General features: G+C 61.7%; 14 protein-coding genes. 9 read left to right on the top strand and 5 right to left on the bottom strand.

The annotated features are described in order from the left end of the window. Positions 1-8: 8 nt before the first annotated feature. Genes ybeY through era form a run of 3 tightly spaced genes read left to right on the top strand, consistent with a single transcriptional unit; the run spans position 9 to position 2777 of the window. On the top strand, positions 9-500 hold the full coding sequence (gene ybeY, locus QM600_RS04500; RefSeq protein ID WP_283260287.1) for an rRNA maturation RNase YbeY: 492 nt from the start codon (positions 9-11) through the stop codon (positions 498-500). A gap of 24 nt (positions 501-524) precedes the next feature. After that, positions 525-1829, top strand: coding sequence for a hemolysin family protein (locus QM600_RS04495; RefSeq protein ID WP_283260278.1), 1305 nt, complete (start codon positions 525-527; stop codon positions 1827-1829). A gap of 30 nt (positions 1830-1859) precedes the next feature. After that, positions 1860-2777 carry a GTPase Era gene (era, locus tag QM600_RS04490; RefSeq protein ID WP_283260276.1) on the top strand — a complete coding sequence of 306 codons (918 nt, stop codon included), beginning with the start codon at positions 1860-1862 and terminating at the stop codon, positions 2775-2777. 49 nt (positions 2778-2826) lie between these two features. On the opposite strand, the gene QM600_RS04485 is transcribed toward era, so the two are convergent. Together QM600_RS04485 and QM600_RS04480 are read right to left on the bottom strand one after the other, a co-directional pair. Next, positions 2827-3390, bottom strand: a complete 564-nt coding sequence (locus tag QM600_RS04485) for a TetR/AcrR family transcriptional regulator (protein WP_283260275.1) — start codon at positions 3388-3390, stop codon at positions 2827-2829. 5 nt (positions 3391-3395) lie between these two features. Continuing rightward, a complete protein-coding gene (locus QM600_RS04480; RefSeq protein ID WP_283260274.1) occupies positions 3396-4820 on the bottom strand; it encodes an amidase in 1425 nt (474 codons plus the stop codon). Between the two features lie 329 nt (positions 4821-5149). Here QM600_RS04480 and kdpF point away from each other — a divergent pair, with 329 nt between their 5' ends. From kdpF to QM600_RS04450, 6 genes are read left to right on the top strand one after another with little or no spacing between them, the layout of a single operon-like run. Continuing rightward, the gene (gene kdpF, locus QM600_RS04475) at positions 5150-5248 is read left to right on the top strand and encodes a K(+)-transporting ATPase subunit F (protein ID WP_094273883.1); all 99 of its coding nucleotides are present in this window, start codon (positions 5150-5152) and stop codon (positions 5246-5248) included. Then, complete coding sequence (kdpA, locus tag QM600_RS04470) at positions 5248-6933, top strand: potassium-transporting ATPase subunit KdpA (RefSeq protein WP_283260273.1); 1686 nt, start codon at positions 5248-5250, stop codon at positions 6931-6933. The genes kdpF and kdpA overlap by 1 nt, the downstream gene beginning before the upstream one ends. Then, a complete protein-coding gene (gene kdpB / locus QM600_RS04465) occupies positions 6930-9026 on the top strand; it encodes a potassium-transporting ATPase subunit KdpB (protein WP_283260272.1) in 2097 nt (698 codons plus the stop codon). The genes kdpA and kdpB overlap by 4 nt, the downstream gene beginning before the upstream one ends. 6 nt (positions 9027-9032) lie before the next feature. Further along, entirely contained in the window at positions 9033-9683 is a 651-nt protein-coding gene (locus tag QM600_RS04460) for a potassium-transporting ATPase subunit C (RefSeq protein ID WP_283260271.1), read from the top strand. A gap of 7 nt (positions 9684-9690) precedes the next feature. Next, complete coding sequence (locus tag QM600_RS04455; RefSeq protein WP_283260270.1) at positions 9691-12216, top strand: sensor histidine kinase; 2526 nt, start codon at positions 9691-9693, stop codon at positions 12214-12216. Then, positions 12213-12893 (top strand): response regulator, encoded by a 681-nt coding sequence (locus tag QM600_RS04450; protein WP_283260269.1) that lies wholly within the window; start codon positions 12213-12215, stop codon positions 12891-12893. The genes QM600_RS04455 and QM600_RS04450 overlap by 4 nt, the downstream gene beginning before the upstream one ends. On the opposite strand, the gene QM600_RS04445 is transcribed toward QM600_RS04450, so the two are convergent. The 3 genes from QM600_RS04445 to QM600_RS04435 form a co-directional block, all read right to left on the bottom strand. Beyond that, positions 12875-13774 carry a universal stress protein gene (locus QM600_RS04445; RefSeq protein WP_283260268.1) on the bottom strand — a complete coding sequence of 300 codons (900 nt, stop codon included), beginning with the start codon at positions 13772-13774 and terminating at the stop codon, positions 12875-12877. The two genes, QM600_RS04450 and QM600_RS04445, sit on opposite strands and share 19 nt — an antisense overlap. Then, a complete protein-coding gene (locus tag QM600_RS04440; RefSeq protein ID WP_283260286.1) occupies positions 13771-14802 on the bottom strand; it encodes a zinc-dependent alcohol dehydrogenase family protein in 1032 nt (343 codons plus the stop codon). The genes QM600_RS04445 and QM600_RS04440 overlap by 4 nt, the downstream gene beginning before the upstream one ends. A 327-nt stretch (positions 14803-15129) precedes the next feature. Further along, a complete protein-coding gene (locus QM600_RS04435; protein ID WP_283260267.1) occupies positions 15130-16107 on the bottom strand; it encodes an LpqB family beta-propeller domain-containing protein in 978 nt (325 codons plus the stop codon). Between the last annotated feature and the right edge of the window lie 63 nt (positions 16108-16170).

Below are 16170 nucleotides of genomic sequence, written 5' to 3'. Positions count from 1 at the left end.
AACCGGAGTTGATCAGCGTTGCCCGTTTCGTGATCGCTCGGATGGATGTCCATCCAGCGGCCGAGCTGTCGATGGTTCTCGTCGACTCCGCGACCATGGCGGATCTGCACGTCCGGTGGATGGATCTGCCGGGCCCGACAGACGTCATGTCCTTCCCGATGGACGAACTCGAGCCCGGTGGACGTCCGGACTCTCCGGAGCCCGGTCCGTCCATGCTCGGCGATATCGTCCTGTGCCCGTCGTTCGCGGCCGATCAGGCAGACAAGGCGGGGCATTCACTTGCCCATGAACTTGCGCTGCTGACCGTTCACGGCGTGCTGCACCTTCTCGGCTACGACCATGCCGAGCCGGAAGAAGAGAAGGAGATGTTCGGACTACAGAACAGCCTCCTCGAAGAATGGTACGAAGACCTGCGTCGCATCGACCGCGAGGCTGCGATGGCCGAACGTGATCAGAAGTTGCTCGGCAAGACCGGGTTCGTCGACGGCGCGGACCGATAATCATATTCTCGCGGGGGTTGTGTAGTGAGTAGCGCCATCGCGCTCTTTGTCCTGGCAGTTGCGCTGGTCCCCGTTGGCGGAATATTTGCCGCCGTCGATTCAGCGCTCAACACCATTTCGGCGGCGCGTATCGACGAGATGGCCAAGGAAGAGCGAGCCGGCGCCGCGCGCGTGCAACGCATCCTGACCGACCGTCCGCGGTACGTGAATCTGATGGTGCTGCTTCGTATTCTGTGCGAGATCACCGCGACGGTCGTGTTGGTGGGCGGGCTCATCGATGTGATGTCGATGGGGTGGGCTCTGACAACCACGGCCGTCATCATGGTGTTGGTCTCGTACGTGGTGATCGGTGTCGGACCGAGAACGCTCGGTCGTCAGCACGCGTACTCCATTGCTTTGACCGCGTCATTGCCGCTCTTGTGGATCGGTGTTCTGCTCGGTCCGGTTTCCCGAATCCTGATCCTGTTGGGTAACGCGTTGACACCGGGTAAGGGATTTCGGAACGGCCCGTTCGCGTCCGAAATCGAATTGCGCGAACTCGTGGACATGGCCCAGGCACGAGGCGTCGTGGACGACGAAGAGCGTCGGATGATCCAGTCGGTCTTCGATCTCGGAGATACCTCGGCCCGTGAAGTGATGGTGCCGCGCACCGACATGGTCTGGATCGAAAGCGACAAGAGTGCCGGGCAGGCAACGTCATTGGCCGTACGCAGCGGACATTCGCGGTTGCCGGTGATCGGTGAAAATGTCGACGACGTTCTCGGCGTCGTCTACCTCAAGGATTTGGTGAAGCAGACGTACCACCTGCCCGACGGTGGGCGAAGCGTCAACGTCTGCGACGTCATGCGTCCGGCGGTTTTCGTTCCGGACTCGAAACCACTCGACAGCCTGCTCTCCGAGATGCAGCGCGATCGAAACCACATGGCGATTCTCGTCGACGAGTACGGCGGAATCGCGGGACTTGCCACCATCGAGGACGTCATCGAAGAAATCGTCGGTGAAATCGCCGACGAGTACGACGAGGACGAGACACCGCCCGTCGAAGATCTCGGCGACGGAATGTTCCGGGTTTCGGCGAGACTCCCCATCGAAGATCTCGGCGAACTGTTTGATCTTGAACTCGAGAACGACGAGGTCGAAACCGTCGGCGGTCTGATCGGCTACGTGCTGGGCCGGGTGCCGCTGCCCGGGTCCGAGGTGGAGTACGACGGCTTGATATTGCGCGGCGAAGGAACCAACACCGGTCGTGGACGGGTACGCATCAGCACGGTTTTTGTGCAGCGTGCGCCTCGCTCGGAAAACGAAGAAAAAGAAGACAACGATGACTGAGCGAGAAGTTCAACGAGGAGTGGTACGAGTATGAGTAAAAAGGAATTCCGGTCCGGGTTCGTATGTTTCGTGGGCCGTCCCAACACCGGTAAGTCCACGCTGACCAATGCGTTGGTCGGCGCCAAGGTAGCCATCACCTCGTCTCGGCCGCAGACGACGCGCCACACCATCCGTGGAATCGTGCACCGCGAACATGCCCAGCTGATCCTGGTGGACACACCGGGCCTGCACAAGCCGCGAACCCTGCTCGGTCAGCGACTCAACGACCTGGTGCGCGATACGTACTCCGAGGTCGACGTCATCTGCCTGTGCATCCCGGCCGACGAGACCATCGGTCCCGGCGACCGCTGGATTCTGCAGCAGATCCGTCAGATGGCACCCAAGACCAAGCTGGTCGGCATCGTCACCAAGATCGACAAGGTCAGCCGCGACGACGTCGGCAAGCAGTTGCTGGCACTGTCCACACTGCTCGGTCCCGAATCCGAGGTTGTGCCGGTGTCGGCGCAGTCCGGCGAGCAGGTCGAGGTACTTGTCGACGTGCTGGCAAGTCTGATGGACGAGGGCCCGGCCTTCTACCCGGACGGCGAACTGACCGACGAGCCCGAAGAAGTACTCATGGCAGAACTCATCCGTGAGGCTGCACTCGAGGGACTCGGCGAAGAACTGCCGCACTCGCTCGCTGTCGTGATCGAAGAAGTGATTCCACGTGAAGGCCGCACGGAGAAGCAGGGCGAACTGCTCGACGTCCACGCTCTGCTCTACGTCGAGCGGCCCAGCCAGAAGGGCATCGTCATCGGTAAGGGCGGTGCCCGACTGCGTGAGGTCGGAACCAGCGCCCGCCTGCAGATCGAGAAGCTACTCGGTGTGCGGATCTTCCTCGAGCTGCACGTGAAGGTTGCCAAGGACTGGCAGCGCGATCCCAAGCAGCTGGGCAAGCTGGGCTTCTAGGGGCGTAGCCCCTGTGCGCCTTTCTGGTTGCGGGGACTGCCGAAAAGGCTCACGGGGGCGTAGCACCTTTGAGGATCAACAGGATCGACGACGTGATGTCCTGGTCGTCGATACCTGTTGCCAGCTGTCTCAGTTGGATGCCGGCAATCAACGCGACCAGGGCGGAAGCGACTGGCTGTGGATCGGGTACCCCGAGTGCGGTCAGGATCGTGACCGCCAGATTGTCGTACGCGGCAAAGCATTCCACCGCCACCTGGTGTAGTTCGTGATCACGCCCGGCGGCGATATACATCTCGAAGGGCGCTATCCGCTCGGCGGAGAACGAAAGATCGTGGGCGACCTTCTCGGTCAGGGCAGCAGCGTCTTCGATGCTCAGTCCGGCGAACCGGTATTTCTCGGCCAGTGCCAGCAATCGTGTGGTTTCGTCGGTCACGAACCGGAACAAGGTGGCGCGCAGCATGTCCGACTGGGCCGGGAAATGGTACGTGATCGATCCCAGTGACACCCCGGCCTGGGCGGCGATACGCCTGTTGCTGACGCCGGCAATTCCGTCGGTGATGACGATGTGGAGAACGGCATCGAGGATTCGAGTGCGAACATCGAGTGTGCTCATGTGGTTCACCACCACGGTTCGGGGCGAACCTGATCCCAGCGCAGCACCGACTCCAATTGTGCTGCGAGGGAGACCAATAGCGGTTCGGTGTTCTCGTTGCCCATCAACTGAGCGCCGATCGGCAGGCCGGCATTGCTGAACCCGGCGGGAATGCTGATCGACGGCCACCCGAGAACATTCCATGGCCAGGCGTAGGGGCAGGCTCCGGTCATCACCTTGTCGGTTTCCCAACCGCCGATGTCGTCGATAGCAGTTGCCTTGATCGGCGGCGTTGCCGTGGTGGGTGCCAGGATTACGTCGTACTTCTCGAATATGGCTCCGATGCGTCGGCGCATCCGAGGTTCGGTTGCGCGTGCCGCACGAAGTGGCGCACCGCGAAGTAGCTTGCCGTTCTGTGCATTTCCGCGAGTTCTGGGATCTGCCAGCGACGGATCCGGGAGGCGTTGGAGCCAGTCGTACACGCCGGCGAGTGAGCGCGGGAGAAAGTTCAATCCGAATACCAGGCCGTACGCGGGATCGTCCACCACGACGCGATGTCCGAGGCTGCGCAGAGTGTCGGCCAGGGAGTACACCGCTCGGCGGACCTCAGGGTCGAGGGAGACCGGAGTGGCGGTGAACGGATTACGCAGGGACAGTGCGATGTTCAGCTTGCCCGGGTCGCGTCCGACGGCATCGCTGACGGTCACGGGCGCCGGTGTGTGCAGATCGCCCTCGTGGCTCCCGGCTGCAACGTCGAGGAGCAGTGCCGCGTCGGCAACGGATCGGGCGAGAGGTCCGTTGACGGTCAGTCCGTAGAACGCTTCGGCGTCGGGCCAGGTGGAAATGCGGCCTCGTTGCGGTTTGATGCCCACCAGATGGGTCCAGGCAGCCGGGATGCGGATCGAGCCGGCACCGTCGGAACCGATTCCGGCACTGACCAATCCGGCCGCAACGGCGGCTGCGGTGCCACCGGACGAGCCGCCGGGAGTGTGCTGCTGTGACCACGGATTTCGGGTGTATCCGAAGGCGCTGCCACTGGTGACCGGCCACTGGCCCAGTTCGGGGCTGTTGGTCTTGCCGACGATCACGGCGCCGGCGGCGCGGAGGCGTCGAACCATCTCGGAATCTTCTGTCTTGGCAGGGAATTCGCCGGGGCAGCCGAATGCGGTGGGCTCGCCGACGATGTCGACGTCGTCCTTGACTGCGATAGGCACACCGAGCAGGGGAAGGCGTTCGCCCAGCGCTAGACGACGATCGGCATCGGCGGCTTCTTCGAGGGCCTTTTCCCGGCGGACGATCTTGAATGCGTTCAAGGTGGACTGCGACGCGTCGATGCGGTCGAGCGTCGCGGAAGTAGCGGCGACGGACGTGATCGCGCCGGACGCCAGACTTGCCACCTGATCGACCAGAGATGGGGCATAGCTCGGTTCCGTGTGCGGTCCTGACGTCATCGCATTCCCTTTCGTGGGCTGTTCGTTCGAACGAACAATAACGAATTTCAGTATTGACGACGTATCTTTACGCGTCAAGATCTCATCAAGACGCCTTGTCGCCGCGTAAACGGATCGTCAGAGAGCGCCAATGCCAGGTTTTTGAGGTCAAAGCTGGGGGAGCGCCCGCGGTCTTCTCGGACCGTGCGTCATGGCTGCGATGTACTGCAGCACGGATTTCGATGTCGAAGAGGGAAGCTCATGGCCGATCTGGCCTACGTTGCTCTGATTCTCGGTGGTTTTCTCGTGTGTGCGCTGGTTCTGCGCGCCCTGCAGTCGAGTGCTCCCAAATGACCGTCGCCGGCGTTGTCAGCGCCCTGCTGATTGCCGTAGCCGCGGCACTGGTCATCTACCTTCTTGTTGCACTCATAGATCCTGAGAGGTTCTGATGTCGCCCGCTCTTGCAGCCGGCCTGCAGATTGCTTTTGTGCTTGTAGTCCTGGCGGCCGCCTACGTTCCCGTCGGCGACTACATGGCACGCGTCTACACCTCCACTCGTGACCTGCGGGCGGAGAGCGTGATCTACCGCTTCGGTCGGATCGACTCGCGCGCTGAGCAGACGTGGTACGGATACGCCGCCAGTGTGTTGGGATTCTCGCTGGCAAGCGCGTTGTTCCTCTACTTCCTCCAGCGGATTCAGGGTGTGCTGCCCCTGAGTGACGGGTTGTCCGGGGTCAGCCCGGCCGTCGCCTTCAATACCGCGATTTCCTTTGTGGCCAATACGAACTGGCAGTCGTACACACCGGAAACCACGATGAGCAATCTTGTTCAGCCCGTCGGTTTGGCTGTGCAGAACTTTGTCTCCGCGGCTGTTGGTATGGCTGTGGCGATTGCCTTGGTGCGCGGCTTCATTCGTGTGGCCCGGGGAGGTGAGATCGGAAACTTCTGGGTGGACCTCACCCGCGGATGTCTACGTATCCTGCTGCCGTTCGCCTTCGTGATCGCCTTGATCCTGTTGAGCCAGGGCGTTATCCAGTCCTTCCACAGTGGATTTGCATCCACCGGGCTCGACGGTAATTCCGTCACCAATGCACTGGCACCGGTTGCGTCTCAGGAAGCGATCAAGGAACTCGGCACCAACGGTGGCGGCATCCTCGCCGCCAACTCGGCGCATCCCTTCGAGAACCCGACGCCGCTGAGCAATATCGTCGAAATCTTGGCCATCCTGCTGATTCCTGTCTGCCTGACAAGGACTTTCGGAACGATGGTCGCGGACCGTCGTCAAGGCCTGACCTTGCTCGCAGTGATGGGAATTCTGTGGAGCGGACTGCTCGCAGTCACGCTGGCCGCCGAATCGGGCGCTCGTGGTGTTGCCGCCACTGCCGCTGGATCGATGATGGAAGGCAAGGAAGTTCGCTTCGGAATTCCGGGGTCTGCGCTGTTTGCCGTCGCGACAACCGGAACATCCACCGGCGCAGTCAATTCAGCACACGACAGCATGTCGCCCCTGGGCGGCGGTGCGGTTCTGCTGAACATGCTGCTCGGTGAGATCGCTCCCGGCGGCGTCGGCACCGGCCTCTACGGCATTCTGGTGATGGCACTGATCGCGGTGTTTGTCGGCGGACTCCTAGTGGGTCGTACCCCCGAGTACCTGGGCAAGAAGCTCGGCCGACGCGAAATTACCTTGGCCGCTCTGTCGATACTGGTCATGCCAGCTCTGGTCCTCGTCGGCACCGGCATCACGGTGATCCTCGGATCGACGCTGGGATACCAAGGTAACGGGGGAGATCCGGGAACTCCGGGGTCGATCCACGGATTCAGTGAAGTGCTCTATGCGTTTGCATCGGCGTCGAACAACAACGGCAGTGCCTTCGGTGGACTCACCGTCACGAGTGACTGGTTCCAGTCTGCTCTCGGTATCTGCATGCTGCTGGGCCGATTCCTGCCCATCATCTTTGTGCTTGCCCTGGCCGGAGCGTTGGCCTCGCAGAAGAAGGTGGCCGCGACGGCAGGCACTCTGCCCACCACGGGACCGATGTTCACTGGACTTCTCACCGGAACCGTCGTTCTTGTTGCCGCACTGACGTTCTTCCCTGCCCTCGCACTGGGCCCAATCGCGGAGGCTCTCCAATGACTGTGCATACCGAAGAGAAACATGTAGCCGTGGACGCTGCCGAAAGTTCGGGCCATCCCCATCAGGTCAAGGCCGGCGCCTTCAATCCTCGGCAGATGATTACGGCCTTGCCCGGCGCTGTACGCAAGCTCGACCCGAGGCATTTGGCGCGGAACCCCGTGATGTTCGTGGTGTTCGTCGGCTCGGTCATCACGACGATCATGGCTGTCGCCGATCCGTCGGTGTTCTCCTGGGTGATCACACTGTGGCTCTGGTTCACGGTGATCTTTGCCAACCTCGCCGAATCCGTGGCCGAGGGACGTGGTAAGGCGCAAGCCGCCAGCCTACGAAAGGTGAAGCAGGACACCACTGCCCACCGCATTACGCAGAGCGGTGCAATCGAGTCGGTATCCGGTACCGATTTGGTGGTCGGTGACCGCGTGATCGTGGTGGCCGGTGAGGTCATCCCCGGCGACGGCGACGTTGTCGAAGGCATTGCGTCGGTGGACGAGTCCGCCATCACCGGTGAATCCGCTCCCGTCGTGCGGGAATCCGGTGGTGACCGTTGCGCCGTTACCGGCGGTACGACGGTCCTCTCCGACCGCATCGTCGTGGAAATTACTGCGGCACCGGGTCAGTCGTTTGTCGACCGGATGATCGCACTTGTCGAAGGTGCTTCTCGTCAGAAGACACCCAACGAGATTGCGCTCAACATTCTGCTCGCGTCGTTGACCCTGATCTTCCTTCTGGCCGTCGTGGCCATCGGTCCGATGGGTCTGTACGCCGGGCACGAGCAGGATCCGGTCAAGCTGATCGCACTTCTGGTCTGCCTCATTCCGACCACGATCGGTGCGCTTCTCTCTGCGATCGGTATCGCGGGTATGGACCGATTGGTGCAGCGCAACGTGCTGGCGATGTCCGGTCGCGCAGTGGAGGCTGCCGGCGACATCGACACATTGTTGATGGACAAGACCGGCACCATCACGTTCGGAAATCGTCGAGCGACGGCTCTTCATCCGGCTCCGGGCGTCTCGGCCGCCGATCTTGCTGCCGCAGCACGGTTGTCGAGCCTCGCTGACGGAACCCCCGAAGGCCGCAGTATCGTCGATTTGTGCGGCGAGCAGTTCGCTCTTGGTACGGAACCCACTGAGGACGAAAAACGGGCAGAGTTCGTGCCCTTCACGGCGCAGACGCGGATGAGTGGACTCGACCTACCCGGCCGCGAAATCCGCAAGGGTGCATCCGATGCAGTACTGAGTTGGGTGGCTCTCGGCGGAGGAGCAGTTGATGTCGCGGTCACCGATACGGTGAGCGAGATCGCGCAGGCCGGTGGAACGCCGCTCGTCGTGGCGGTCGACGAAGGTGGCAGAGCTTCGGTTCTGGGCGTCATCGCACTGTCGGACGTCGTCAAGCCCGGGATGGCCGAGCGGTTTGCAGAACTGCGCGCCATGGGCATTCGCACCATCATGATCACCGGTGACAATCCGTTGACCGCCAAGGCTATTGCCGATCAAGCGGGTGTCGACGACTTCATGGCGGAGGCAACGCCCGAGGACAAGCTCGCACTGATCCGCAAGGAGCAGGAAGGCGGTCGCCTGGTCGCAATGACGGGCGACGGCACCAATGATGCTCCCGCACTGGCGCAATCGGATGTCGGCGTCGCGATGAACACGGGTACGTCGGCGGCAAAAGAAGCCGGCAACATGGTCGATCTCGATTCCGACCCGACCAAGCTGATCGAGATCGTGGAGATCGGCAAGCAGTTGCTGATTACCCGTGGCGCTCTGACCACGTTTTCGCTGGCAAACGACCTCGCGAAGTATTTTGCGATCCTGCCGGCACTGTTCAGCGGCATCTACCCACAGTTGGACGCGCTGAACATCATGCGTTTGGCGACACCCGAGTCGGCAATCGTCTCCGCCGTTGTCTTCAATGCGCTGGTGATCATCGCGCTGATCCCGCTGTCTCTCAAGGGTGTTCGATACCGTCCGACGACGGCGTCGAAGCTGCTCGGACGGAACCTGCTCGTCTACGGGCTCGGTGGTGTGATCACGCCGTTCATCGGTATCTGGCTGATCGATCTCGTTGTTCGTTTGATTCCCGGAATTGGGTGACCTGACATGCGTTTCACTATCGGTTTTGCCAAGCAGGCGTGGGCGGGATTACTCGTCTTGCTCGCCCTCACCGCGATTCTCGGCGTGATCTACCCCGCCGCGGTGTGGGGAGTGGGCCGGATCAGTTCCGGCTCGGCCGAAGGTTCTCCGGTCACCGATGCGTCGGGTTGCGTTGTCGGAAGCGCTTGGGTGGGTGTTGATCCGCAGGTTGCCGAAGGTCAGCAGGATCCGTTCTTCCACAACCGAGTTGTGGGTTCGGTATCCGATGAGGATCCTTTTGCTACCGGTGATCCCGCCGCTGCGCTGCCGTCCAATCAGGGGCCCAGCAGTGAGATCTTGGCCGGCTTCATCATCGAGCGTCGAGCAGCTATTGCAGCCCGCGAAGGCGTCGACCCGGCGTCGGTTCCCGTTGACGCGGTCACAGGTTCAGGCTCGGGCATCGATCCGCACATCAGCCCGGAATATGCGCTGCTGCAGGTTCCCCGGGTCGCTGCAAACAACGGGATGTCCGAAGACCAGGTGCGTGCGTTGGTTGCCGAGCACACCGATGGCCGCCAACTCGGGTTCCTGGGTATGGAACGCGTCAACGTTCTCGAACTGAATTTGGCGCTCGGATTGACGGCACCTGCGTGTGCCGCACCTCCAGTTGGTGGATGATTGTCACGTGAGTTCTTCTGAGAAGGTCGGTAAGCGCAAGCGAGGTGAGCTGCGCATCTACCTCGGCGCTGCACCTGGCGTCGGAAAGACCTTCGCGATGCTCGGCGAAGCTCATCGCCGTCGGGATCGTGGCTGTGACGTGGTTGCGGCCGTTGTGGAAACACACGGTCGCGCCCGCACGGCGGCGCAGATCGGTGACTTGGAGATCATCGCGCCCAAGTTGGTGGAGTATCGCGGGACTCGGATGCCGGAACTCGACGTCGAAGCAGTCCTGGCACGCCGCCCGTCGTTGGTGTTGGTCGACGAGTTGGCGCACACCAACACTCCGGGGAGCAAGAACCACAAGCGGTGGCAGGACGTGCAGGAACTGCTCGACGCCGGAATCGACGTCCTGTCGACTGTCAATGTGCAACACCTCGAAAGTCTCAACGACGTCGTCGCCCACATCACCGGTGTGGTACAGCAAGAGACTGTTCCCGATGACGTAGTGCGCAGTGCAGCTCAGGTGGAGCTGGTGGATATCACTCCGGAAGCGCTGCGGCGCAGACTGTCTCATGGAAACGTGTATTCGCCCGAGAGGGTCGACGCAGCTCTCGGAAATTACTTTCGCCGCGGAAACCTCACGGCATTACGAGAACTCGCACTCCTGTGGGTCGCCGATCAGGTCGACGCGGCACTCGCGAAATACCGCGCCGAGAACAAGATCACCGATACCTGGGAAGCTCGCGAACGCGTCGTTGTCGCAGTGACCGGGGGACCGGAGTCGGAAACCCTCGTACGACGCGCATCCCGAATCGCCTCGAAATCCAGTGCAGAACTGATGGTGGTCCACGTCGTTCGCGGCGACGGCCTCACCGGTGTCTCAGCGCCGGAGATGGGGAAGGTGCGGGCGCTGGCAAACGGTGTGGGTGCCACCCTTCACACAGTGGTGGGCGATGACGTGCCGTCGACGCTTCTCGAGTTCGCTCGCGAGGAGAATGCCACTCAGCTGGTTCTGGGTACGTCGCGGCGCTCGCGGTTGGCTCGCATTCTCGACGAGGGCATCGGCGCCGCCGTCGTCCAGCAGTCCGGCGGTATCGACGTTCACATGGTCACGCACGAGGAGGCGACTACCCGACGCCGGATCTCGGTTCTGGGACGCTCGGAGCGTCGCGTGTTGTCGTGGATTGCGGCAGTGGTGGTTCCGACGGTCGCGGCGGGCCTCATGGGCTTGGTAGATCGGTTCTCGGGGGTAAACGGCGAGAATGCGTTGTTCTTCGTCGTGGTCGTTCTGGTCGCACTACTTGGCGGTGTCGGACCGGCCATCCTTTCTTCACTTATCTCTGGCCTGCTACTCAACTACTTCTTCACCGACCCGAAATACAGTTTCACGATCGCCGAGCCCGACAATTTCATCACCACGGTGGTGCTGCTGATAGTTGCTGTGGCAGTGGCAGTTCTGGTCGATGCTGCAGCCAAACGGGCACGGGAGGCCAAGCGGGCGTCAGAGGAAGCGGAACTTCTCGCACTGTTCGCAGGTTCCGTGCTGCGAGGCGCTGATTTGTCGACCCTGTTGGAGAAGGCACGCGAAATCTACCGTCAACGTGGGGTTTCCGTTGTTCATCTCGACGATGGGGTCATCGAGGCCGTGGGAACTGAGCCGCCGACGACGGAGTCGGAAGCCGATACGGTGTGCGAGGTCAACGACGGCGAGTACTTGCTGCTGCTCTCCGGACCGGAGTTGAGCGCCCGTGACCGCCGCGTGCTGACCGTAGTCGCACATCAGGCTGTCGGAATGATTCGTCAAGAAGTGCTGACTGTCGAAGCGAGTAAAGCAGCGGCGTTGACCGAGGCCGATCAACTGCGCCGAGCACTGCTTTCGGCTGTGAGCCATGACCTTCGGACACCGCTCGCCGGCGTGAAGGCCGCGGTCTCGAGCCTTCGCAGCGACGACATCGAATTCTCCCCGGAAGACACTGCGGAACTGTTGGCAACGATTGAAGAATCCGCTGATCAGCTGACCGCGTTGGTGGGTAACCTCCTCGATTCGTCGAGATTGGCTGCCGGAGTGGTGAAACCGACCTTGCGTCCGGTGTATCTGGAAGAAGTTGTGCACCGTGCGCTTCTCGGACTCGGTATCGGCGGCCGATCCGACTCCCGGGCTCGGAGTGTGATCGTGGATGTCGGAACGGTTGCCGTGCAAGCCGATCAAGGGCTGCTCGAGCGCGTGATCGCAAACATCGTGGACAACGCTCTGCGCTACGGCGGAGGCACACCGGTGCGGGTGGGCGCTGCGCGGATCGGTAATCAGGCGGTGATCAGCGTCGCCGACACCGGCCCCGGGGTGCCGCGCGGTGAAGCCGAAGCAATGTTTCAACCGTTCCAACGGATGGGGGACCGCGACAACACCGGTGGCGTTGGACTTGGCCTCTCTGTGGTCCGGGGGTTCGTGGAGGCTATGGGCGGAACGGTCAGTGCCACCGATACTCCGGGTGGCGGGTTGACGATGATCGTGGAATTGGCCGCGGCAGGTACGAATGGAAGCGAGTCATGAGCCGAATACTGGTAGTCGATGACGAACCGCAGATCTTGCGGGCGCTACGCATCAATTTGTCGGTGCGGGGATACGACGTAGTGACGGCGTCGACGGGTGCCGGCGCATTGCGTGCCGCTGCGGAGCGGCCACCGGACGTCGTGGTACTCGATCTTGGGCTGCCCGATATGGACGGCACCGAAGTTCTTGCCGGACTGCGTGGCTGGTGCACGGCGCCGGTCATCGTGCTGTCGGCGCGAACCGACTCGGCTGACAAGGTCGAGGCACTCGACGCGGGCGCAGACGATTACGTGACCAAGCCTTTCGGGATGGACGAGTTTCTGGCGCGCGTACGTGCGGCGGCGCGGCGGGGGACATCCGCGACCGATACATCGGAGCCTTCGGTGGCGACGGCGTCGTTCACCGTGGATCTTGCAGCCAAGACCGTCAGTCGCGGCGGCGAACAGGTCCACCTGACACCCACCGAGTGGGGAATGCTCGAAATGCTGGTCCGCAATCGGGGAAAACTTGTGGGGCAGAAGGAACTACTGCGCGAGGTGTGGGGTCCGGCTTACGACACCGAAACCCACTACCTGCGTGTGTACCTGGCTCAACTCCGGCGCAAACTCGAAGACGACCCGGCCCACCCCAAGCACCTCATCACCGAAGCCGGGATGGGCTACCGGTTTGTGATCTGAGAGACGATCAACAGCGGGCACTCTGCTCGATGTAGAAGATTCCGACTCGTGGATCCGAGGAGCATCGAGGTGAAACCGCCACGCCCTCGCCGGCCGACGATCACCAGTTGCGCGGCCTTCGATTCGGCGATGAGTTGGTGCGCTGGACTGTCGCGCACGACAACTCGCCGAACCTCGACATCCGGATACTTTTGCTTCCATCCGGCAAGCCTTTCGGCGAGTACCACCAGTTCGGCAGTCTCGATCGCGGGTAGTTCGAGGGCGGATCCGTCTGGGGCGGTGCGGAAAGCTGTTGCGTGATGCGAGTCGTCCCAAGCATGAACCGCAACAACATCAACTCCGTGCAGGGAGGCAGTCTCGAATGCTTCGGCAATGGCGGGTTCGCTGTTCTCCGTGCCATCGACGCCGACCACCACGGGACCGCCTCGTGGTGGTTCTGGGTGTGGCGCGACTCCTCGAATGACGGCTACGGGGCAACGTGCGTGCATCGCGGTCGCGGTGCTGACGGAACCGAGCACGCCGTCGGCCCAGCGGCCCTGGCCACGCGATCCCACGACCAGCATCGCGGCGTCCGTCGACTGCTCCAGGAGAGCTTCTACCGGGTGCCCGCGGGTCAAGTGGTCGGTAATGGTCAGGCGGTCGTTCTTAACCTCTGCGGCAACCGAGTTCGCCTCGGACAGTCGTTCTCTTCCTTCGTTTCTCTGATCCGGAAACTTTGGTGTGCCAAGAGTGAAGGCACTTCCGAAGGTGTTCGACTCGTCGTGCATCACGGCAACCAGGTGCAGCGGCAGGTCACGGAGCAGTGCCTCACGCGCGGCCCATCGAACCGCGTCCAGTGCTCGATCGGATCCGTCGACTCCGACGACAATCGGTGCGTTCATGTTCGTCCTCCCGAATTGAAGTTGTCGCTGTCAGGGATCAAGACGGCAGCGCCGGTGACTCGGTCCTCGGCCAGATCGACCAAGGCAGAATTGGCGTTGGCAAGCGGATACTCAGTGGTGGTGACGTCGAGGTGGTGCTCGGCGGCAAACTCGAGGAACTCCCGAGCGTCCTCCCGTGTATTCGCTGTGACCGAACGTATTTCGCGTTCGTAGAACAGGTGTTTCTGATAGTTCAATCGCGGGATATCCGAGAGATGGATTCCGGCGATCGACAGTATTCCACCCCGATTCAAAGCTTCGAGCGCAGGCTGAACGAGGTCGCCCACAGGTGCAAACAGAATGGCCGAGTCGAGCGCGATGGGCGGACGTTGGTCTGCACCCTGCACTGAGGTGGCACCCAACTCGGTGGCCAATGCGCGAGCCGATTCACTGCGCGTCATGACGTGGACTTCCGCGCCGCGTGCGATCGCTACCTGCGCGGCCAGATGTGCGCTTCCACCGAAGCCGTAGATTCCCAATCGACCACCCGCTGGGACATCGGCCCGCTGGAGTGCACGAAATCCGATGATGCCGGCGCACAGGAGTGGTGCCAATTCTGCATCGGTGTACCGGGTGGGTAATTTTAGTGCGAATGCTGCTGTTGCCAAAGCGTATTCGGAATACCCGCCGTCTACATCCCAGCCCGTGTACGTGGAGTTCGGGCACAAGTTCTCACGATCATGAAGGCAGAACTCGCATTGACCGCACGTATAGTGCAGCCAAGGAATTCCGACGCGATTACCAGGCACAAAACCTTCGACTGCATCTCCGACCTCCTCGACCAGTCCGACAATTTCGTGTCCGGGGACCACGTTGACCCGGTGCACTGGGAGGTCGCCTTCGGCCACATGCAGGTCAGTGCGACACACCCCGCAAGCCAGGACGCGAACCAGCAGCTGTCCGGCAGTGGGGACGGGTATCGACTGGTGGGCTTCGATCAGTGGATGTGTTTTGACAGGACCAGGCTTGTGGACCTGCCACGCGGTCATCGACGCAGGAGTTCGGGGGCGGGTAGGCATGGCGGTCACGGTTGCCTCCGATCGTCGATCGCTGGGGTCCAGCCGTCGGGCTACCTCAATCGTGCCTCGCCGCGGTGGGATGGGGAAGGGGGTCGCATTGCGCGCCCCTACCACTGACCGGGTGGCGGTGACCTTTGTACGAGAGCATTGGGGTGGTCATGCCACATCGTTGGGATGGTCATGCCACATTCTTCCAGTTTGCCGCGTTCAACAACGTGACAGTGCCCTAGTGAAAGTCGACGGTTCAGTGCCAGTAACGTCGATGTTCGGAATATCGTAGACGTCGTTGTCGCAGAATCAATTCCGAGCCTTGAACGTCCGATAAACGAACACTCCGGCGACAATGAGAACCAGGATGAATATTGCAACGATTGTCTCAAAGGATCGGTCGCTTTCGGCCGGTCGCGCTGGAAGCATCTCAGCATCGAGCTGATGAATGGACGGGAGCGCTCCTCCGTCTGCTTCGGAGGCCACAAGCAGATCCCCGGAATGGGTAAAAGCGACAGCCTCTCCCTGCGGTTGCTCCGGAACTGTGATTGTCGATGCAGGTGGGGAGGAGAATGCGGCGGCGACATCTCGGTCCTCGATGCGGTAGATGTAAACTTCCTTCTTAGTGCGTAGTGCCGCAGATGTTCCGTCGGCGGAGACCGCGGCACCGGTAATGGGTCGGGCGTCATCGCCAGGCACCGAGACTGCACCTGCCGAGGCAAGCGTGGTGGGTTCGTCTCGGGAGAGTGTGTGCACGGTAGCGTGCGGTGTGGTGAATATCTGGGCAGAGCCGTCTTTGGTCTTGGTGACGAGAACGGGTGTCCCACTGGGGGTCAAAGCGAATGCTTCGATGTCGTGGGGAGCATCGGGCAGGCGTAGCGGCACGGTGGTCGTTTGTCCCGTTTCCGGATTCAATCCGATCAGCGTGACGAGTTCCCTGTTCATGTTGTTATCGCCGGTGTCGGCGAGCCACAGCACGCCGGTGTCATCTTGGGCGAGGTCTTCGACGTCGATCGTTTCAACCCCGATGTCGATCCATTGGCTTACCTGGCATTGGGAGTCCAATAGCGCAATACGGTCGTCACTACCGTGGTCTCCGACGGCGTAGCCGCTATTTTCCGTCCAGAGGAGTCCGGACAGCTCTTCCAACCCGGTATCAGTGGGCGTACATCGGACGGAAAATTTCTCGGCGCCCAGGTTTTCCGAGTTGGCCGAAGCCGCACCAGGACTCGCGATCGGCGCAAAGGCAAGGACCAGTGCGAGACTGCAAACGTGTGCTCCGTTCAATTTTCTTCTCCTGAAGTTTCGAGGCACGGCGTTGGAGGCTCCTCGACAAGGCTGCCGCGCCGT

This window comes from Rhodococcus sp. IEGM 1379 (assembly GCF_030056815.1).
In the GTDB taxonomy this organism is placed as follows: Bacteria; Actinomycetota; Actinomycetes; order Mycobacteriales; family Mycobacteriaceae; genus Rhodococcus_F.
Note: the sequence above shows the minus strand (reverse complement) of the source record. Positions and strands in the feature narration are given on the sequence as shown.

Coding starts and splice junctions, on each gene's coding strand:
- QM600_RS04450 (WP_283260269.1), top strand. CDS start 12,213: ATGAGCCGAATACTGGTAGTCGATGACGAACCGCAGATCTTGCGGGCG.
- era (WP_283260276.1), top strand. CDS start 1,860: ATGAGTAAAAAGGAATTCCGGTCCGGGTTCGTATGTTTCGTGGGCCGT.
- QM600_RS04445 (WP_283260268.1), bottom strand. CDS start 13,774: ATGAACGCACCGATTGTCGTCGGAGTCGACGGATCCGATCGAGCACTG.
- QM600_RS04440 (WP_283260286.1), bottom strand. CDS start 14,802: ATGACCGCGTGGCAGGTCCACAAGCCTGGTCCTGTCAAAACACATCCA.
- kdpF (WP_094273883.1), top strand. CDS start 5,150: ATGACCGTCGCCGGCGTTGTCAGCGCCCTGCTGATTGCCGTAGCCGCG.
- QM600_RS04480 (WP_283260274.1), bottom strand. CDS start 4,820: ATGACGTCAGGACCGCACACGGAACCGAGCTATGCCCCATCTCTGGTC.
- kdpB (WP_283260272.1), top strand. CDS start 6,930: ATGACTGTGCATACCGAAGAGAAACATGTAGCCGTGGACGCTGCCGAA.
- kdpA (WP_283260273.1), top strand. CDS start 5,248: ATGTCGCCCGCTCTTGCAGCCGGCCTGCAGATTGCTTTTGTGCTTGTA.
- QM600_RS04485 (WP_283260275.1), bottom strand. CDS start 3,390: ATGAGCACACTCGATGTTCGCACTCGAATCCTCGATGCCGTTCTCCAC.
- QM600_RS04460 (WP_283260271.1), top strand. CDS start 9,033: ATGCGTTTCACTATCGGTTTTGCCAAGCAGGCGTGGGCGGGATTACTC.